The sequence below is a fragment of the Providencia sp. PROV156 genome (assembly GCF_028480905.1).
Classification (GTDB): domain Bacteria; phylum Pseudomonadota; class Gammaproteobacteria; order Enterobacterales; family Enterobacteriaceae; genus Providencia; species Providencia hangzhouensis.
This window is the reverse complement of the sequence record NZ_JAMPPE010000008.1, coordinates 126,451-146,169: the sequence shown is the minus strand read 5'-3', so window position 1 is coordinate 146,169 and position 19,719 is coordinate 126,451. Positions and strand designations below refer to the sequence as shown.

The following is a 19,719-nucleotide window of genomic DNA, read 5'->3' as shown; positions in this document are numbered from 1 at the left end:
ATCCTGCTCATTCAATAGCCATTTTTTACTATTAATGATAAAAAACAATCAGGTATTTTCTTTGTGTTAGATAAAGTAAAAATTTATTTTGGGTGTTTTTTAATCAAAATCACATAAAAATCAAAACAATAACGCTACTGTTTCTTGTGGAAGGCCGCTAAAATCAAAGTAAAAGCCCAAGCTATCTCAAGTAAAATCAGACAAAATTCAGTAAGGAATGCCATGAGTTCAAATATTTTCGGTCCCCAACGTTGCGAGCCCCCTAAAAAAGCGCTGGAAATCCGTAAAATAGAGTTTACTGAAGTCTATGAATCCAATAATGCCGTCGATGCACAACAGCAAGCCAGCCGCTGTCTCTCTTGCGGTAGCCCTTTTTGTGAATGGAAGTGCCCACTACATAACCCAATATCGAAGTGGCTCAAGCTTGCTGCTGAAGATAAAATTATCGAAGCTGCTGAATTATCTCACCATACCAATAGTTTACCTGAAATCTGTGGGCGCGTTTGCCCACAAGAAAAACTCTGCGAATTAGCATGTGTACTTCATGATACAACAGGTTCTGTGACTATTGGTCATATTGAGCGGTATATTAATGATACTGCTTTTGCGATGGGGTGGCGGCCAAACCTTTCCCATATTAGCTCTGTAAACAAACGTGTCGCCATTATTGGTGCAGGCCCTGCGGGTCTTTCTTGCGCAGATGTGCTTATTCGAAATGGTGTAAATGTCGTCGTTTTTGATAAACACCCTGAAATAGGGGGCCTACTAACCTTTGGTATTCCGTCATTTAAGCTAGAAAAGAAGCTAATGGTCCAAAGACGGGAAATATTTACAGAAATGGGTATTCAGTTTCAATTGAATACTGAAGTAGGGACAGATGTCTCTCTAAACGAGCTTCTTTCCAATTATGACGCTATTTTTATTGGTACTGGTACTTACCAAGCAATTCGAGGTAACTTACCTAAAAAAGCGATTCAGGGCGTTTTTGAAGCACTTCCCTATCTAATCGCAAATACACGCCATTTAATGCAACTTTCCAACCCTAATGGCGAACCCTATATTAATTTACACGCAAAAAGAGTCATCGTATTAGGTGGTGGAGATACTGCAATGGATTGCGTACGTACCGCTATTCGTCAAGGAGCGAAGCAGGTTAGCTGTTTCTATCGTAGAGATGAACAAAGTATGCCAGCCTCACGAAAAGAAGTCGCTAATGCATTAGATGAAGGAGCCCAGTTCCATTTTAATATGCAAGTCACAGAATTTGTGATTAATGAGCAGCAGAAACTTATGGGAGTTTATGCCGCTCGTACGCAAAATGGCGAATTAGAAAATGGTCGTTATCAAGTAGAACTAATTAAAGATTCAGCTTTTTTTATCGAAGCCGATGCCATAATTGTGGCTTATGGATTTATTCCTCATAACCAAATTTGGTTAGATAAACCGTTAATCCAGCGCGATAAATATGGTCATATTATAGCAAACCGTAACAGTCCCTTTCCTTATCAAACCTCCCATGAAAAAGTGTTTGCCGGCGGGGATACAATAAGAGGCTCAGATCTTGTTGTGACTGCTATTGCTGATGGGCGCAATGCTGCTGAAGGGATTTTATTATTTTTAGGGGTTTAATGATTCATTTATATAAAAAACAGAGGGTTTATTCCCCTCTGTTCATTCATTAACTGCTAACCCGGCTAATGGATTATTTGACAACCCTTAACGAAGGCCGACCTTTTGGTGGTCGTGGTGGTTCATCCCCTGATGGCTCATGCGAATTTTCATCCACAGATTCAGTTTCATGAACTAAAGAAATGTTGTCTTCAAGCTCTTCGACCTGTTCAAAACCTGCTGATAACTCTGCATCATAAGCAGCTTCAGGCTCAAACATCATTCCAGCCCCATTTTCACGTGCATATACCGCCATAATTGCGGCCATTGGGACATAAACTTGGCGAGGTATCCCACCAAAGCGAGCATTAAAACGCACTTCTTCGTTGGTTATTTCAAAATTACCAACAGCTCTTGGCGCAACATTCAATACAATTTGCCCATCTCGAGCAAATTCCATCGGAACGTTAACCGCTGGAACGGTGACATCAACCACCAAATGCGGAGTCATATCGTTATCAAGCAACCACTCATAGTGGGCACGTAACAAATAAGGGCGACGTGGTGACATTGCTGTCATTTCCATCATTCTTTTAGCCTCTTGTAGACAAACGCATTTCGCGCTCAGATTCAGTCAACGATGCTAAGAATGCGTCACGTGCAAACACACGTTGCATATATAATTGCAGATATTTGCTGCTAGATGGGTTCAATTCAATACCGAGTACAGGTAAACGCCATAACAATGGAGCTAAATAGCAATCTACGAGACTAAACTCTTCACTCATGAAGAATTCCATTTCAGCAAAAACAGGAGAAACCGCAATCAATTCTTCAGAGAGTTGGCGACGAGCATTTGCTGCCTCTTGCGCACTACCATTCTCTATTTTGCTCATTAATGAATACCAATCATTTTGAATGCGGTGCATCAATTGACGGCTAGTCCCACGTGCAACTGGATAAACAGGCATTAATGGCGGATGAGGAAAACGCTCATCAAGGTATTCCATGATAATGTGTGGGTCATACAGAGTCAGGTCACGATCAACTAATGTTGGAACGCTTTGGTATGGGTTGAGATCAATCAGATCTTGAGGCAGATGACCGGGTTCGACATGTTCAATTTCAACACTTACCCCTTTTTCAGCCAAAACAATCCGTACCTGATGGCTAAAAATGTCAGTAGGGCCAGAGAACAATGTCATTACCGAACGTTTATTAGGAGCGACAGCCATTAAAACCTCCAAAATACAAAATGGACGAAATGTAATTAATTTTTAATTACCCATTACCCATTTTAAAATCCCCTGTGTTTAACTCTCATTTATCCATACTGATAGTCAACACAACCCTCCCGCACAGTAAAGGCGAGAAATGTGAAATAAAAAAACAGGGGCATATTCTAACAGATTTTGTACAACTTAGGGGGAACACACCGAAAAAATCACAGATTTATTTCATTCTTAGGTTCAAAAAGATAAAAATTTAGAGTTTTTCAATGAAAAAACAAAGATAAATAGAATAAAAAACCTAAAGTTAACTCCAGAGTTCGAGTTGTATTTAGTAGAATTATCTCAATATTAGTCCCACTAATAATTATTTTTGATTTTAGATTAAATTATTATTTTTCTCTTTAATTATATTCATTCTTTTATAAAGTATCATAATTAGACACAGCTATTCTAGCATCAAAATAAAAATGCAAGTAAAACAATAGGCAATAAAAAACCCGCCATTAAGACGGGTTTTTTCATCAATTTTATACCCAAAGGGTAATAAATTAACGTTTGGAGAACTGTGGACGACGACGTGCTTTGCGCAGACCCACTTTTTTACGTTCAACAGAACGCGCATCACGGGTAACGAAACCAGCTTTACGCAGATCAGAACGAAGAGTCTCATCATAAGCCATCAGTGCACGAGTAATACCGTGACGGATTGCGCCTGCCTGACCTGAAATACCACCACCTTTAACAGTGATGTACAGATCCAATTTTTCCAACATTTCAACCAACTCTAACGGCTGACGAACGACCATGCGCGCAGTTTCGCGACCAAAGTATTGTTCCAGTGTACGTTGATTGATTGTGATGTTACCGCTACCCGGCTTAATAAAGACACGAGCAGATGAGCTTTTGCGGCGACCAGTGCCGTAGTATTGATTTTCAGCCATTGCTATAATCCCGATTAAATGTCAAGAACTTGCGGTTGTTGAGCCGCGTGGTTGTGCTCATTACCTGCGTAAACTTTCAGTTTACGGTACATTGCACGACCCAGAGGTCCTTTTGGCAACATGCCTTTAACCGCGATTTCAAGCACACGCTCAGGACTGCGAGCAATCATTTCTTCGAAAGTTGCTTGCTTGATTCCACCTACATGGCCAGTGTGGCGATAGTAGATTTTGTCTTCGCGTTTATTGCCGGTAACAGCAATTTTTTCTGCATTCAGAACGATGATGTAATCACCAGTATCCACGTGCGGAGTATATTCCGCTTTATGCTTACCGCGCAGACGGCTAGCAATTTCAGTTGCAAGACGGCCTAAAGTTTTGCCATCTGCATCAACAACGTACCAGTCGCGTTTTACGGTCTCTGGTTTAGCTGTAAAAGTTTTCATTAAAACTTACCCAATATTGAAGTTACACGTTGGTGAACACTCATGTTCATAAGCTTTCTGAGGTTCACACGACTCTTTGTCCAGTAAACCTACCCCTTCGAGCAGCCTAACTGGCATTAATGCGTTATTTTTTGGGAAATAAAAAACAACGCTGTAACGTGGGGTCGCAAGATTATAGAGAAGTCAGAAACAAAAATCGACCCCAAATGCATTTTTTTTACGTTTGCTCAAATAAACATCGTATACTGTACTTAAATCATGCAATTCAGGTAACTTGTTCGCTAACAACCCTGCTTTGTCGTTTACCTTAAGTTAAATGAGGTATTTTCAGGTACTCTTCACTTTGCATTTCTTGCAATCGAGACAAGCAGCGTTGGTACTCAAAAACCAAAAGTTGCCCTTGATACAGCGACTCCATTGGCACTTCAGCATTAATGACTAATTTAACTTTTCGTTCGTAAAACTCATCAATTAACGCTAAAAAACGACGTGCTGGATTTTCATCTGTTACTCCCATCACGGGGACATTGTACAGCAACACAGTGTGGTAGCAATTTGATAGGTAAATGTAGTCATTTTGGCTACGAGGCTCTTCACACAGAACTTTAAACTCGATTGCTAGCACCCCTTCCGCAGCATGAATGGCTTGCATCTTACGATGATTAACCTCTAAAACGGGATTTTGCTCCCCTTGCTTACCCGCCAATTTAACGAAAACCTCATCTAAATGCTGACGATTTTGAGAATTAATTGGGGATAAAAAAAGATGCGCTTGAGTTAAAGTTCTTAAGCGGTAATCAATGCCTGCATCGACATTCATTACATCACAATATTTTTTAATTTGCTCAATAGCAGGTAAGAAACGAGCTCGCTGCAAACCGTTACGATAAAGATTATCAGGGATGATATTTGAGGTAGCCACCAGTGTGATACCTCGAGCAAATAGCCCTTCGAGTAAAGTGCCAAGGATCATAGCGTCGGTAATATCTGACACAAAAAATTCATCAAAACACAACACATCTGTTTGTTTTTTAAACTCATCCGCAATAATATCCAGCGGGTTCTCTTGCCCTTGTAATGCCATTAAATCTTCTTGTACTTTCTTCATAAAGCGATGAAAATGTAAGCGAAGTTTACGGTTACCCGGTAAACTTTCGTAAAACATATCCATCAGCCATGTTTTTCCACGCCCTACTCCGCCCCACATATATAGCCCTTTTACTGGGGTAATTGGTGCTGTCGATGCTTTACCAAGAAGGCGGCTAAAGCGTTGCTTTAAACCTGAGGGCTTATCTTGTAAAGTGGAAGAAGTTGTATTCACAAGCTGCTGATATATTTTATCTAAGCGTTCTACAGCGAGCTTTTGTACGTCATCTGGCTGGTAGTTTCCATCAGCCAGCGCTTGTTGATAACGCATTGTAGGGGTCATCGGCGACATTAACTGAATAATCCTTAAAAATTTTTCGGTTTTTTTACCGTTATTTGATATACACTGCCTTTATTATAACCAGATTCAGTTATCATTTAACTTTCGGTTAACGAGCCGCTATAGAGTAAGGAAATTCGATTTAAGATTCCACTCTTAATAAGTTGTTGACTAATTTAACCTACCTACTCAGGGCTTGTAGATTTTGTCATCACTTAACTAGCCAAATTACAATATGTTAAGACGCTTTACTTGACGCTTACATGCAACTTGAATTATTTAAGGTATAGTAACGGTAACAACATTTAATTTCTGCGAACATTGAATCTGTGAACATTGAAGTAATGAAGGAGTCAGCATGACCTGGGAGTATGCATTAATCGGATTGATTGTGGGTTTTATCATCGGTGCATTAGTTGTGCGCTATGGCAACCCAAAGCTTCGCCAACAAAAAACAGCGCAAGCTGAGCTAGACAAAAAAAGTACTGAACTCGAAGAGTACCGTAAAGAGCTTGTTAGCCATTTTGCTCGTAGCGCAGAATTATTGGATAAAATGGCGCGCGATTACCGCCAGCTTTACCAACACATGGCACAAAGTTCATCTGAATTAATGCCTGATATGCCAGCACAAGACAACCCATTTAACTATCGTTTAACCGAATCTGAAGCAGATAACGACCAAGCGCCTGTTAAAATGCCACCAAGAGATTACTCAGATGGTGCTTCGGGTCTTTTCCGTCCTATTGAAGAGAAAGAAAAGTAAATTTTTATCTTTTATCACCAGTAAGCAATGCTTACTGGTGATTTCCTATAAAACCTACTAAATTTTATCACTTTCCGTGTGTCTTCCATTATTAAATTTTTAGTTAATAATTCTGAACAAGATTTCCATCCAAATATAATTTAATAATTTATTTATCTACTGTATAGAAGTTAAAGTTTCACTTAAGGTACATGTAAATAGATGTAAAAGAGTGGATATTCGCTACCCGTCATGGGAACTTTTGCGCATAATCGGTGGTCATAGTCATCAGTAAAATTGAATCTGATACCAACCAATATTATCTCAACGCATTGTGTTTCTTCTAAAACTGCATTCACAGTGAGTTGATAACTTATTCTTGAGAGAATCGACTGAATTATGAAAAGAAAAAACTTTTTTCTTACCGCAGTAGCAATGAGTTTAGGCTTATCTTTAGCGGCTATTCCTGCGGTTAGTAGCGCAGCATTACCTGCCACTTTACCGGCAACAGCACAAAGCCAGAACATGCCTAGCTTAGCTCCAATGCTTGAAAAAGTATTGCCAGCTGTAGTGAATATTCATGTGTCTGGTACTCGCGTACAGAACCAACAAATTCCAGAAGAGCTTAAATTCTTTTTTGGCCCGAATATACCACAACAGCAACAAAGCGTACGTCCATTTGAAGGCTTAGGTTCTGGTGTCATTATTGACGCTCAGCAAGGTTATATTTTAACCAACAACCATGTAATTGATGGCGCCGACAAAATACAAATTCAATTAAACGATGGCCGTGAAATTGCCGTTAACTTAATTGGGAAAGACCCACAAACCGATATCGCGTTATTGAAAATAAGCAATGCAAAAGATATCAAAAACTTAACTGCTGTTAGTATTGCAGACTCTGACAAATTGCGTGTAGGTGATTTTGCGGTTGCTGTCGGGAACCCATTTGGTTTAGGGCAAACAGCAACATCTGGCATTATCTCAGCATTAGGTCGTAGCGGCTTAAACCTTGAAGGCCTAGAAAACTTTATCCAAACCGATGCTTCCATTAACCGTGGTAACTCTGGTGGTGCTCTCGTTAACCTAAACGGTGAATTAATCGGTATTAACACTGCGATTTTGGCACCTGGCGGCGGTAATATCGGTATCGGTTTCGCGATCCCAAGTAATATGGCGAAAAACCTTAGCGAGCAGTTAATTAAACATGGTGAAGTAAAACGCGGGATCTTAGGCATCAAAGGTACTGAAATGAACTCCGATATCGCTAAAGCATTTAATATTGATGCACAGCGTGGTGCCTTCGTGAGTGAAGTTTTACCTAAATCATCTGCAGCTAAAGCGGGTATTAAATCCGGTGACGTGTTAGTTTCCGTTGATGGTAAACGCATTAATAGCTTTGCAGAGTTAAGAGCCAAAATCGGTACCAGCCAAATTGGTAAAGAGATCACTATTGGTTTAATCCGTTCAGGCAAACCGATGGAAGTCAAAGTGGTTCTTGAGAACGATGAAGGCTCAACAACTAAAGCTGAAAAGTTGAGCGAATCCTTATTAGGTGCAACGATTTCTAATGCAACCGTTAGCAATACTAAAGGTGTACAAGTTGATAGCGTGGCACCAAAATCGCCAGCTGCCGCCATTGGCCTCGTAAAAGGCGATTTAATCTTTGGTGTTAATGACGCTCGAGTTGAGACTATTGAACAATTCCGTAAGATTATTGATGCTAAACCTCCTGTATTAGCAATGAAAGTATTACGTGACGGTGAAACCTTATATTTACTGATGAAAAATTAATTCATCAAAAACCATCTGAAAATCAACAAAACAGGTACAGTATCACTCTGCTGTACCTGTTTTTTTATGTTATGCTCTGAACATGTTTAAGCAATAACTAAATATTCTATATCCTATGGTGAAGAAGCTAACCTTATCTGTCATGCTTGGCCTGTTGACTGCATTGATTATTATCGTTGCGGTTCCTTCGTTGCGCCCTCAAGGTTTAGCCGACTTATTATATGGTAAAACAAATAGCGAGCCCGTCAGTTATAATAAAGCAGTACGCCGTGCTGCGCCTGCAGTAGTCTATGTTTACAGTAGCTCAAAAGGTAGTTTTTCCCAGTCAGGGCGTGAATTAAAATCCCTTGGTTCGGGTGTGATCATGAGCCCAAATGGCTACATTATCACGAATAAACACGTCGTTGATAACCCAGACCAAATCTTAGTCGCTTTACAAGATGGTGCTATTTTTGATGCCTTACTGGTTGGCTCGGACCCATTGACTGATCTCGCCGTATTGAAAATTGACGCTGATAACCTACCCGTTATTCCAATTAATACGCAACGGGTCACTCATGTTGGTGATGTCGTACTCGCTATTGGTAACCCTTATAACATAGGCCAAACCGTTACTCAGGGGATTATCAGTGCAACGGGTCGCGTAGGGTTAAGCTCTACCCGTCGGCAAAATTTCCTGCAAACCGATGCCTCAATCAACTCGGGTAACTCTGGCGGGGCATTAATTAATACCGAGGGGGAGTTAGTTGGCATTAACACACTTTCTTTCACAGCAGGCCAAGGCATTAGTTCTGAGGGGTTAAGCTTTGCCATTCCAACCGCCCTTGCCACTAAAATCATGGATAAGCTAATCCGTGATGGCCGAGTGATCCGTGGTTATATTGGTATTACGGCGCGAGAACTGCCTCAAATTAGGTCAAATAACAATAATATTAACCAAATACAAGGCTTGCGGGTTTTCCAAGTTGCCCCAAATGGGCCTGCAGCTAAAGCGGGCATACTACAAGGGGATATTATTTTATCGGTTGATGGCAAACCTGCTATTTCAGCCGCAGAGACCATGGATTTAGTCGCAGAAATCCGCCCCGGAAGCAAAACCGCAGTGCAAATCTTACGAGATGGCGAAATTAAAAACATTGATGTGATTATTGAAGAAATTCCTGATGAGCAGGCAGGATAATCATTGATAAATACTCTTCGTAAAAAAAGGTTGCTCGATATCGAACAACCTTTTTTGATTCGCTGAATGGAGGAGCCCCATTCACCCTACCAATGCATTAATCATCTGAATGTACGCGTTGAATATCAGCACCTAAACCACGTAGCTTATCTTCGATGTGCTCATAACCACGGTCAATATGATAAATACGGTCAACTGTCGTTGTCCCTTCAGCAATGCAGCCCGCAATAACTAAACTTGCAGATGCTCGTAAATCTGTTGCCATTACCTGCGCACTAGTTAATTTTTCAACACCGTGACATAACACAGTATTGCTTTCAATTTCAGCGTGAGCTCCCATACGGATCAGCTCAGGGATATGCATAAAACGATTCTCAAAAATCGTTTCAGTGATCATCCCCGCCCCATCAGCAACAAGATTAAGTAAGCTAAACTGTGCTTGCATATCAGTTGGGAACCCTGGGTGTGGTGCTGTACGTAATGTCACCGCTTTTGGACGCTTGCCTTCCATATCTAGGCTAATCCAGTCACCACCGATTTCAATTTTAGCCCCAGCTTCACGCAATTTAGCTAGCACCGCATCCAGTGTATCTGGGCGAGCATTACGGCAGATGACTTTACCGCGTGAAACCGCAGCAGCAATCAAGAATGTTCCCGTTTCAATACGGTCAGGCAGTACTTTATAAACTCCACCACCTAAACGTTCAACACCTTCAATTACAATGCGGTCAGTCCCTGCCCCAGTAATTTTTGCACCTAGGGTATTTAGGAAGTTAGCGGTATCTTCAATTTCAGGTTCACGTGCCGCATTTTCAATTATTGTGGTTCCTTCAGCTAAGGTTGCCGCTGTCATAATAGAGACTGTCGCCCCCACACTGACTTTATCCATCACAATGCAAGCACCTTTTAAGCGACCATCAACCGTTGCTTTCACATAACCATCTTCTAAAGCAATCTTTGCGCCTAATTGCTCTAAGCCAGAAATATGTAAATCAACAGGGCGAGCACCGATAGCACAACCACCTGGTAAAGAAACTTCACCATGACCAAAACGAGCGACCAATGGCGCTAAAGCCCAGATGGATGCACGCATGGTTTTAACGAGGTCATAAGGCGCGCAGTATGTCGTTACCGTGCTTGCATCAACATATACTGAGCCATTGCGTTTTACTTTAGTACCAAGTTGATTTAATAATTTAATCGTTGTGTCAATATCCCTCAAATGAGGGACATTCTGTATTTCTACTGGCTCTTCGGCCAATAGAGCAGCGAACAGGATTGGTAATGCCGCGTTTTTTGCGCCAGATATCGTGACCTCACCCTCTAAGCGGGTTGGTCCTTTAACTAAAAACTTATCCATTCAAGTATTCTCGTATGTCGAATTTTACAGTCTGTTCGCTTAGGCTTTGAAATCAAAGGCCACTAAGTTTACGATCGCGCTCCCATTGCGCAGGGGTGTACGCTTTAATAGACAAAGCATGAATGCGGTTATCCGCAATATACTCCATTAAAGGTGCATAAATTGCTTGCTGTTGCTTAACACGGCTCATGCCGTCAAACATGTCACCGACAGCAATAACCTGAAAGTGGCTACCATCACCAGTAACAATAGCCTCATTCAGAGACAATTTTTCCATCAATACTTGCTTAATTTCGTTGGTATCCATAATGACTCAATTTATTAATTATTTGTGATTTATAATTTTACTCTAAATAGTGCAAATTGCATGCGTTGCATACAGAAACATCGCAATAAGAACAGCCAGAGCTTAATCCTCTATCCTAAAGGATTAGGCTTAACACTTAAACCAAAGAAAACGCCTCTCGTGCCGAAAAGCACATAGAGGCGCTCATTTTTACATAACTTGACCCAATTTAGGATATTTAACCTAATTGAGAATAACCTCTTGAACCCCGTATAGCTCAATCAATGTCTTCAAGTTATCACTGACACCAGTAATATTCAGTGAACGGTTTTTAGCTTGGAATTCACCTTTTAAGCGAACGAGCATCGCCAACCCTGTTGAGTCCACATGTTTAAGACCAGAAACATCTATACTTTCAGTATGTTCTAGCGATGACTCTTTTTTATTCCAAAAAGACATAAGCGAATCACGGTCTAATGTCCCGTTGAAATATAGCGTTGTTTCAATGAGTTCCCATGCTAACAACTGACTCATATTACTTATTCTCTTCTAAAGTAATAGGTGCTTTTGCACTGATTTCTAACTGTTTTGTTAAGCCATCAACACCTTGCTTACGTAGAATATCACCCCATTCATTTTGCTTAGTTGTGATCATACTCACACCTTCTGCAATCATGTCGTAAGCTTGCCAGTAGCCAGTTTTACTATTTTTACGCCATTGGAAATCTAAACGTACGGGAGGGCGGCCGTTGGTATCAACAATAGTCACACGAATAGCAACAATGTTTTTATCTCCCAACGGTTGCTCTGGTGCTATTTGATACGTTTGACCATGGTACATGGCCAATGCTTGACCATAAACTTGCTCAAGGTAATCTTCAAACGCTTTAAAATAAGCCTCACGCTGTGCTGGAGTTGCCCCTTTATAATAGGTTCCTAACACCAAAGCCCCTGCATATTTAACTTGTACATAAGGTAATAATTCCTCACGAACAATTGTTCTAAGGTACTCAGGGTCTTGCTTAATTTTAGGTTGCTCTGATTTCAAGCGGTTAAACGTTTTCGCCGCCGCTTCATCCATTAATTTATAAGGGTTGGTTTGGTCTACTGCCATGGCAAATGGCGCAATTGCCAACATAGCAACCATCATTAAACGTTTAAACATAATTCATTCCTTTATTCTTCAAAGGGAGCATCAAATTACTGTGCAGTTGACTCTGGCTCTGCACCTTGGCTATCACCACTTTTATATAAAAACTGGCCAATTAAGTCTTCTAATACCATAGCTGGCTTAGTATCTTCAAGACGCCCGCCATTTTTTAAGATTGCTATACCTAATTCTTCATCATCTGGGCCGATATTCATTGCAATATACTGTTCACCCAACAAACCTGACGTGCGAATTGACAGCGAGCTTGAATCAGGAATATTGTCGTATTCGCTCAATAAATCAATTTTAACTTCAGGAACATAATTCTTTTTATCTAGTGTGATACTGGCAACTCGGCCAACCACCACACCACCAACTTTAATTGGTGAGCCTTCTTTTAAGCCACCAATATTTTCAAAAGAGGCTGAGATTTGATAGGTGGATTGGCTTCCTATCGATTTTAAATCAGCGACTTTTAAACATAAAAAGATAATTGCGGCAATCGCCAGCAACATAAAACAACCAACCCATATTTCACTTTTTTTACTTTGCATGACTTAGTTCCCAAACATCAGTGCGGTAAGTACGAAATCCAGTCCTAAAACAGACAATGACGCATGCACAACTGTTCTTGTTGTAGCTTGGCTTATCCCCTCCGAAGTTGGGATGGCATCATAGCCATTAAATAATGCGATCCAAGTCACTGTGATAGCAAAGACTAAGCTTTTAATCACACAGTTGACTAAATCTAGCCGCCAATCGACGGAAGATTGCATTGAAGCCCAGAAAAAGCCCTCATCAATCCCCTTCCAGTCAACCCCAACTAGTGCGCCACCTAAAATACCGACAGCAACAAAAATAAGAGATAACAACGGCATACTAATAAAACCAGCCCAAAACCGTGGGGCTATCACACGCCTAAGCGGGTCAACTGCCATCATTTCAAGGCTAGAAATTTGTTCAGTCGCTTTCATTAAGCCAATTTCAGCTGTTAATGCAGAACCCGCTCGTCCAGCAAACAACAAGGCAGTCACAACAGGGCCTAATTCACGTAATAGTGAAAGTGCCACCATCATACCTAAGCTAGCTTCAGCACTAAACGTAGTGAGAACCAAATAACCTTGTAACCCTAAAACCATCCCAATAAATAACCCTGAGACAGCGATGATCAGCAATGACTGCACACCAATGGCGTACAATTGCTTCATCAATAATGGCCATTGTTTACGAAACTCTGGTTTGCCGAGTAAGGCGCGAAACAGCATGTAACCTGCTCGACCAAACGCGGAAAATATATCAATCCATCGGCGTCCGAAGGCTGCTATCGCCTTTATTATCATCTTATTTTACCCTAATAAATCAGCTAGATAATCATTGGCGGGAAAACGGAATGGAACAGGCCCATCCGCAATACCATCAAGAAATTGTCGCACACGAGGGTCTTGGTTTTCACGTAATTCCTCGCCTGTTCCCTGAGCAATGACGTGCTGCTGTGCAACAATATAAGCATTATCTGCGATGCTCAATACTTCTGGAACATCATGGGAAACCACGACACAGGTCACACCCAGTGCTTGATTAAGCTCATCAATCAATTTAACCAAAACCCCCATAGTAATCGGGTCTTGACCGACAAAAGGTTCATCAAACATGATTAAATCTGGGTCAAGTGCGATAGCACGCGCTAATGCAGCACGCCGTGCCATACCACCTGACAATTCGGATGGCATTAATTTTGCGGCGCCACGTAAACCAACCGCCTCTAATTTCATCATTACCGTAGTGTGAATCAGCGATTCTGGCAGATTCGTGTGCTCACGTAGAGGGAAAGCCACATTATTGAATACGTTCATATCCGTAAATAGCGCCCCTGATTGAAACAGCATGCTCATCTTTTTACGGGACTGATACAGCTTTGAGCGTGACAGTGTTGGAATATTGTCACCATCAAACCAAATTTCACCTTCGTTTGGCCGTAATTGGCCCCCAATCAAGCGCAGTAATGTGGTTTTACCAATCCCTGACGGCCCCATAATTGCCGTAATTTTTCCACGGGGAACGGTCAGATTAATATTCTCAAATATTTTCCGATTTCCTCGAGTAAAGGACATGTTCCGTACTTCAATTAAGTTGTCTGTCTGTGCTTGCATGTTAAATAACTCGTTATACACCACGCGTAAATGTTTTTATCCGTTCAGATGTTACCGAAAGATAAACTGAAAATCGTCAAATATCACAACAAAATAGAATTTATAGTATTATAGCGTCGAAAATATGACTTTTAGAATTACAACTCTGTTTTTATCAAAAGGAAACAGAGAAAAAACGATATAATTTATTTATAGTCAGCAAAAACTATCACTATTAACAGCAGATAGCTCTTAGAATGTTGTGATTACCTAACTTGAGGATACGCGAATTTGCATATCTATTTTTGGTTCAAGATGCTAATAAAACCATCTTGTACGTATTAAATTCTACATCGAAGCACCCTAAAATACTCATTAAGTATAAAACTAACATTAAAAAGTGCTTAACTGACAAAATACTTACTGATACTAAGTATTCGTTATACAATTTGATTTCGCTAATCCGATTAACTTAAAAGCTACGCATGGAACTAGAAATGTCAAACTTCGATTTTCAGAAAGTAGGTAAAGAAGTTCTCCATATCGAACACGAAGGTTTAAAAAACCTAGAACAATATATCAATACTGACTTTGACAACGCTTGCCAGCTTATTTTTAACTGTGAAGGCAAAGTCGTCGTAATGGGAATGGGGAAATCGGGGCATATTGGCCGTAAAATTGCCGCTACACTAGCAAGTACAGGAACGCCATCATTTTTTGTTCACCCAGGGGAAGCTAGCCACGGTGACCTTGGGATGATTACTCATAAAGATGTTGTGTTAGCTATTTCAAATTCTGGCGAGTCAGGGGAAATCTTAGCCTTACTTCCTGTTTTAAAAAGAATTAAAGTGCCTTTAATCTGTATGACTAACAACCCTGAAAGTAATATGGGAAAATATGCAGATGTCCACTTGTGTATCAAAGTACCTCAAGAAGCCTGTCCTTTGGGGCTAGCACCGACCACGAGTACAACAGCGACACTTGTAATGGGAGATGCATTAGCTATTGCCTTATTAACTGCACGCGGGTTCACGGCGAATGATTTTGCGCTTTCGCATCCAGGTGGCGCACTTGGGCGCAAACTTTTACTCCTCGTTCGTGATTTAATGAATACGGGTGATGAAATCCCCCATATTCCTAAAAGCGCGTCTTTACGTGAGGCTTTAGTGGAAATCACCCGTAAAAAACTGGGGATGACAGTCATTTGTGATGATGACATGAATATTGAAGGTATTTTCACTGATGGGGATTTACGCCGTATCTTTGATATGGGAATCGACCTAAATAACGCTAAGATTGCTGATTTAATGACCCCCGGTGGAATTCGGGTATCACCAACAATGTTAGCGGTTGAAGCACTAAATTTAATGCAATCTCGGCACGTGACTTCGTTATTAGTCGCAAATGATAATAAATTAGTCGGTGTGCTACATATGCATGATCTGCTACAAGCCGGTGTTGTATAACATAAGGAAATACCATGACGTCTACCTTTTTGGAAACCTGCTATGGCCCTGTTGCCAATACTGTTTTAAATAAAGCAGAAAAAATCAAATTACTGATCTGTGATGTTGATGGTGTCATGTCAGATGGCTTGGTCTATATGGGGAATAGTGGCGAGGAACTCAAAGCTTTTAATGTCCGTGACGGCTATGGGATACGCTGCTTATTAACTTCCGGTATTGAAGTCGCCATCATAACAGGAAGAAAAGCGAAACTTCTTGAAGATAGGGCTCAAACATTAGGCATTACATATCTTTACCAAGGTCAAAGCGATAAGCTTTTGGCGTATTACGAACTGTTAGATACACTACAATTATCAGCTGAAGAAATAGCTTATATTGGAGACGACCTGATTGACTGGCCTGTTATGGCCAAAGTAGGCTTATCCGTCGCCGTCGCTGATGCCCATCCTTTGTTATTACCGAGAGCTGATTACGTGACTCGTATTGGTGGGGGAAAAGGTGCAGTCCGCGAACTTTGTGACCTTATTTTGCTTTCTCAAGACAAACTGGAAGAAGCAAAAGGTTTATCAATATAACGAATAGATTGAATTCATGAGCAATGCGAAGAAGTGGTTAATTGTTATTTTATCCTTAGTAGTATTAGGCCTTATCGGCTGGAATTTAGCGGGTAATGATTCCGACAGTGCAGAGGATAAAGTAATTAATGATGGGCAACCTAATTATCAAACTGATGATTCAGTGACTTTTGTCTATAATCCAACGGGTAATTTAGCGTATAAACTCGTTTCAGAGAAAATAGATAATTATACTGAAGGAAAAATCACGTGGTTTTCGAAACCAGTTCTAACCACTTATAACGAAGCTGGCGAGCCAACCTGGACGGTTAAGGCTTTCAAAGCACGGTTAACGAACGATAGAATTCTCTATTTATATAGCGATGTTCAGGTTGATAGCTTAACCAAAGAGTCGCAGATCCAACGAATTACAACTGAGAGTGCAGTTGTCAATTTGACAACACAAGACGTTTCATCTGATGATAAAGTGACCATTATTGGACATGGTCTCAATTCTACCGGTATGAAAATGAAGGGAAACCTTCGTACAAAAACGGCTGAATTAATCGAAGATGTAAAAACTCATTATGTGTTACAACCAGAAGAGCATTAAAATGAATCAAGTAACTAAGAAACGTTTTATTCAAGGAGCTGTTGCCAGTGCAATTTTGGCTCTTAGCCTACCTGCGATGGCATTAAAAAGTGATACGCAGCAGCCAATGACGATTAATTCGGTCAAACAATCTCTTGATTTAGAAAAAAACGTCACCACCTTTACTGATGATGTTGTTATTAAACAAGGTTCTATTGATATCAGAGCCAATAAAGTGGTTGTAACACGTCCAAGTAGTGACTCGGATAAAATTGTGATTGAGGCCTTTGGGACCCCGGTTACCTTTTACCAATTACAGGATGATGGTAAACCGATTAAAGGCCATGCCAGCAAAGCCCGTTATGAGGTTGATAAACAACTCGTCACATTAACAGGTAATGCCTATCTTGAGCAGTTAGACAGCAATATTCAGGGTGACAAAATTACCTATTTAGTTCCAACGCAACAAATGGAAGCGTTTAGTGATAAAGGTAAACGCGTCACCACCGTGATACTGCCGGCACAATTGCAAGAAAAAGGCCCTGCGGCAAATAAAAATTCATCAGCAAGTAAGAGTAAATAACTGTTATGGCGACACTAACCGCTGAAAATCTAGCTAAAGCCTATAAAAAACGTAAAGTCGTTGAAGATGTCAGCTTGGAAGTTAAATCAGGTGAAATCGTTGGCTTATTGGGGCCAAATGGTGCCGGTAAAACAACGACCTTTTATATGGTGGTGGGTATTGTTCAGCGGGACGCTGGCAAAATTATGATTGATGGTGAAGATATCAGCCTTCTACCGCTGCATGAACGTGCGCGCCGTGGAATTGGTTATCTTCCTCAAGAAGCCTCAATTTTTCGCCGCCTCAGTGTTCATGATAACTTAATGGCTGTGTTAGAAATTCGCGAAGATTTGAGTTCCCAGCAACGTAAAGAACGTGCTGAAGAACTGATGGAAGAATTTAGTATTACTCATCTTCGCGACAGCATGGGGCAGTCGCTATCCGGTGGGGAGCGCCGCCGTGTGGAAATTGCTCGTGCACTTGCTGCTAACCCAAAATTTATTTTATTAGACGAACCTTTTGCGGGTGTTGACCCTATTTCCGTCTTAGATATCAAAAAAATTATTCAGCACTTAAGGGATTACGGCCTCGGTGTGCTAATCACCGACCATAACGTGCGTGAAACCTTAGATGTGTGTGAAAGAGCCTATATTGTCAGCCAAGGGCACTTAATTGCTCATGGGTCACCAACCATGATCTTAGAGAACGAGCAAGTAAAACGTGTATACTTGGGTGAAGGTTTCCGGTTATAAATTATCGTGTTGTCATTTTTTTAGGGAGATTAAAGCAGATTCATGAAGCAAAGTTTGCAGCTTAGAGTCAGTCAACAACTTGCAATGACCCCTCAATTGCAGCAGGCTATCCGCTTGTTGCAGCTGTCTACACTTGAGCTTCAGCAAGAAATTCAACTCGCCTTGGAAACAAACCCACTGCTTGAGCAAGAAGAATTAAATCCCGAGACTGAATCTATTGACTCCCTGAATGAAAATGCGGATACCAGTGAGCTTGATACCAAAGATGCGCTCGAAAACCATGATATGCCGGATGAGCTCCCTTTAGATACTAATTGGGATGAAATATATACGGCAGGAACGCCGTCAGGCACCAGTAATGATTATAATTTTGATGAACTCCCTGTTTATCAAGGTGAAACTACGCAAACATTACAAGATTACCTGACGTGGCAAGCTGAACTGACCCCTTTTACTGACACGGACAGAGCAATAGCTACAGCTATTATTGATTCAATAGATGATTCCGGTTACCTGACAACAGCCATTTCTGATATACATGAAGGGATTGATAACCCAGAGATTAGTATTGAAGAAGTCATTGCTGTCCTAAAACGTATTCAGCATTTCGACCCATTGGGTGTCGCAGCACAAGACTTAAAAGAGTGTTTATTAATCCAATTGTCACTCTACCCTAAGGAAACAGATGGGCTACAAGATGCAAAGCTCATTATCAGTAATCATATTGATTTATTGGCTAACCGTGACTTTCGTCAGTTAGGGAAATTAACTCGTTTAAAAGAAGATGCCCTAAAAACTGCGATAGACTTAATTTTAACGCTGAATCCAAAACCAGGCCAATCCATCAATACTGGGGAGTCGGAATACGTTATTCCAGATGTTTTAGTGAAAAAAATCGCAGGGCACTGGCAAGTTGAATTAAATACAGATAGCATCCCTAAACTAAGTATTAATAACCATTATGCTTCGATGCTAAACAATTCAGCAAATGAAGATGAATCTCAATATATTCGTAGTCATCTACAAGATGCAAAATGGCTGATTAAAAGCCTTGAGAGCCGCCACGAGACACTATTAAAAGTCGCGACTTGTATTGTAGAACAGCAACAAGAATTCTTTGAGCTGGGTGAGGAACACATGAAACCGATGATACTGGCCGATATCGCCTATCAAGTGGACATGCATGAATCAACTATCTCACGAGTGACAACTCAAAAGTTTCTCCATAGCCCACGAGGCATTTTTGAGTTGAAATATTTTTTCTCCAGCCATGTCAATACGGACACAGGTGGCGAAGCCTCCTCAACCGCAATTCGAGCATTGGTGAAAAAACTGGTTGCTGCTGAAAACCCAGCAAAACCATTGAGTGACAGTAAATTGACGAGTATGCTTGCAGAACAAGGCATTCAAGTCGCTCGCAGAACTGTTGCTAAGTATCGAGAATCGTTATCCATTCCGCCCTCTAACCAGCGTAAACAACTGGTTTAATTGATAAAATAAGG

At 40.9% G+C, this 19,719-nt stretch carries 22 protein-coding genes; 10 read left to right on the top strand and 12 right to left on the bottom strand.

Annotated elements, in window-relative coordinates; translation table 11 throughout:
- The first annotated feature begins 222 nt into the window (after positions 1–222).
- Positions 223–1,629, top strand: a complete 1,407-nt coding sequence (locus PSF31_RS08345; RefSeq protein WP_164560894.1) for an FAD-dependent oxidoreductase — start codon at positions 223–225, stop codon at positions 1,627–1,629.
- 73 nt (positions 1,630–1,702) lie between these two features.
- Here PSF31_RS08345 and sspB read toward each other — a convergent pair whose 3' ends face one another.
- The 5 genes from sspB to zapE all read right to left on the bottom strand — a co-directional run bounded on the left by sspB (position 1,703) and on the right by zapE (position 5,662).
- The gene (gene sspB / locus PSF31_RS08340) at positions 1,703–2,194 is read right to left on the bottom strand and encodes a ClpXP protease specificity-enhancing factor (RefSeq protein ID WP_172412237.1); all 492 of its coding nucleotides are present in this window, start codon (positions 2,192–2,194) and stop codon (positions 1,703–1,705) included.
- Between the two features lie 7 nt (positions 2,195–2,201).
- The gene (gene sspA, locus PSF31_RS08335) at positions 2,202–2,843 is read right to left on the bottom strand and encodes a stringent starvation protein SspA (RefSeq protein ID WP_004258227.1); all 642 of its coding nucleotides are present in this window, start codon (positions 2,841–2,843) and stop codon (positions 2,202–2,204) included.
- Between the two features lie 545 nt (positions 2,844–3,388).
- Positions 3,389–3,781, bottom strand: coding sequence for a 30S ribosomal protein S9 (rpsI, locus tag PSF31_RS08330; RefSeq protein WP_004258235.1), 393 nt, complete (start codon positions 3,779–3,781; stop codon positions 3,389–3,391).
- A 14-nt stretch (positions 3,782–3,795) separates the two neighbouring features.
- On the bottom strand, positions 3,796–4,224 hold the full coding sequence (gene rplM / locus PSF31_RS08325) for a 50S ribosomal protein L13 (RefSeq protein WP_004258237.1): 429 nt from the start codon (positions 4,222–4,224) through the stop codon (positions 3,796–3,798).
- A gap of 307 nt (positions 4,225–4,531) precedes the next feature.
- A complete protein-coding gene (zapE, locus tag PSF31_RS08320) occupies positions 4,532–5,662 on the bottom strand; it encodes a cell division protein ZapE (protein ID WP_096864409.1) in 1,131 nt (376 codons plus the stop codon).
- Between the two features lie 346 nt (positions 5,663–6,008).
- Here zapE and zapG point away from each other — a divergent pair, with 346 nt between their 5' ends.
- The 3 genes from zapG to degS all read left to right on the top strand — a co-directional run bounded on the left by zapG (position 6,009) and on the right by degS (position 9,366).
- Positions 6,009–6,413, top strand: coding sequence for a Z-ring associated protein ZapG (zapG, locus tag PSF31_RS08315; protein ID WP_004908297.1), 405 nt, complete (start codon positions 6,009–6,011; stop codon positions 6,411–6,413).
- 378 nt (positions 6,414–6,791) lie between these two features.
- Entirely contained in the window at positions 6,792–8,186 is a 1,395-nt protein-coding gene (locus tag PSF31_RS08310; protein WP_036958026.1) for a Do family serine endopeptidase, read from the top strand.
- A gap of 115 nt (positions 8,187–8,301) precedes the next feature.
- Positions 8,302–9,366 carry an outer membrane-stress sensor serine endopeptidase DegS gene (degS, locus tag PSF31_RS08305; protein ID WP_004258255.1) on the top strand — a complete coding sequence of 355 codons (1,065 nt, stop codon included), beginning with the start codon at positions 8,302–8,304 and terminating at the stop codon, positions 9,364–9,366.
- 97 nt (positions 9,367–9,463) lie between these two features.
- On the opposite strand, the gene murA is transcribed toward degS, so the two are convergent.
- From murA to mlaF, 7 genes are all read right to left on the bottom strand, one after another.
- Positions 9,464–10,726 carry a UDP-N-acetylglucosamine 1-carboxyvinyltransferase gene (gene murA / locus PSF31_RS08300; protein WP_096864408.1) on the bottom strand — a complete coding sequence of 421 codons (1,263 nt, stop codon included), beginning with the start codon at positions 10,724–10,726 and terminating at the stop codon, positions 9,464–9,466.
- Positions 10,727–10,778: 52 nt separating this feature from the next.
- Positions 10,779–11,033 carry a BolA family iron metabolism protein IbaG gene (gene ibaG, locus PSF31_RS08295; RefSeq protein ID WP_004258269.1) on the bottom strand — a complete coding sequence of 85 codons (255 nt, stop codon included), beginning with the start codon at positions 11,031–11,033 and terminating at the stop codon, positions 10,779–10,781.
- Positions 11,034–11,255: 222 nt separating this feature from the next.
- On the bottom strand, positions 11,256–11,546 hold the full coding sequence (mlaB, locus tag PSF31_RS08290) for a lipid asymmetry maintenance protein MlaB (protein ID WP_004258270.1): 291 nt from the start codon (positions 11,544–11,546) through the stop codon (positions 11,256–11,258).
- A gap of 1 nt (position 11,547) precedes the next feature.
- Positions 11,548–12,177, bottom strand: a complete 630-nt coding sequence (mlaC, locus tag PSF31_RS08285; RefSeq protein ID WP_004258271.1) for a phospholipid-binding protein MlaC — start codon at positions 12,175–12,177, stop codon at positions 11,548–11,550.
- Positions 12,178–12,212: 35 nt separating this feature from the next.
- A complete protein-coding gene (mlaD, locus tag PSF31_RS08280; protein WP_004258272.1) occupies positions 12,213–12,716 on the bottom strand; it encodes an outer membrane lipid asymmetry maintenance protein MlaD in 504 nt (167 codons plus the stop codon).
- Between the two features lie 3 nt (positions 12,717–12,719).
- Complete coding sequence (gene mlaE, locus PSF31_RS08275) at positions 12,720–13,502, bottom strand: lipid asymmetry maintenance ABC transporter permease subunit MlaE (RefSeq protein WP_004258277.1); 783 nt, start codon at positions 13,500–13,502, stop codon at positions 12,720–12,722.
- Positions 13,503–13,508: 6 nt separating this feature from the next.
- The gene (gene mlaF, locus PSF31_RS08270; RefSeq protein ID WP_004258281.1) at positions 13,509–14,312 is read right to left on the bottom strand and encodes a phospholipid ABC transporter ATP-binding protein MlaF; all 804 of its coding nucleotides are present in this window, start codon (positions 14,310–14,312) and stop codon (positions 13,509–13,511) included.
- 476 nt (positions 14,313–14,788) lie between these two features.
- Between mlaF and kdsD the strand changes: the two genes are divergently transcribed.
- Genes kdsD through rpoN form a run of 6 tightly spaced genes read left to right on the top strand, consistent with a single transcriptional unit; the run spans position 14,789 to position 19,705 of the window.
- On the top strand, positions 14,789–15,757 hold the full coding sequence (gene kdsD / locus PSF31_RS08265; RefSeq protein ID WP_036958027.1) for an arabinose-5-phosphate isomerase KdsD: 969 nt from the start codon (positions 14,789–14,791) through the stop codon (positions 15,755–15,757).
- 14 nt (positions 15,758–15,771) lie between these two features.
- Complete coding sequence (kdsC, locus tag PSF31_RS08260) at positions 15,772–16,332, top strand: 3-deoxy-manno-octulosonate-8-phosphatase KdsC (protein WP_164560893.1); 561 nt, start codon at positions 15,772–15,774, stop codon at positions 16,330–16,332.
- A 16-nt stretch (positions 16,333–16,348) separates the two neighbouring features.
- On the top strand, positions 16,349–16,924 hold the full coding sequence (lptC, locus tag PSF31_RS08255; protein WP_004258294.1) for an LPS export ABC transporter periplasmic protein LptC: 576 nt from the start codon (positions 16,349–16,351) through the stop codon (positions 16,922–16,924).
- Between the two features lies 1 nt (position 16,925).
- Entirely contained in the window at positions 16,926–17,486 is a 561-nt protein-coding gene (gene lptA, locus PSF31_RS08250) for a lipopolysaccharide ABC transporter substrate-binding protein LptA (RefSeq protein ID WP_004908264.1), read from the top strand.
- Between the two features lie 5 nt (positions 17,487–17,491).
- Entirely contained in the window at positions 17,492–18,217 is a 726-nt protein-coding gene (gene lptB, locus PSF31_RS08245) for an LPS export ABC transporter ATP-binding protein (protein WP_004258303.1), read from the top strand.
- Positions 18,218–18,259: 42 nt separating this feature from the next.
- Positions 18,260–19,705 (top strand): RNA polymerase factor sigma-54, encoded by a 1,446-nt coding sequence (rpoN, locus tag PSF31_RS08240; protein ID WP_272683189.1) that lies wholly within the window; start codon positions 18,260–18,262, stop codon positions 19,703–19,705.
- The last annotated feature ends 14 nt before the right edge of the window (positions 19,706–19,719 follow it).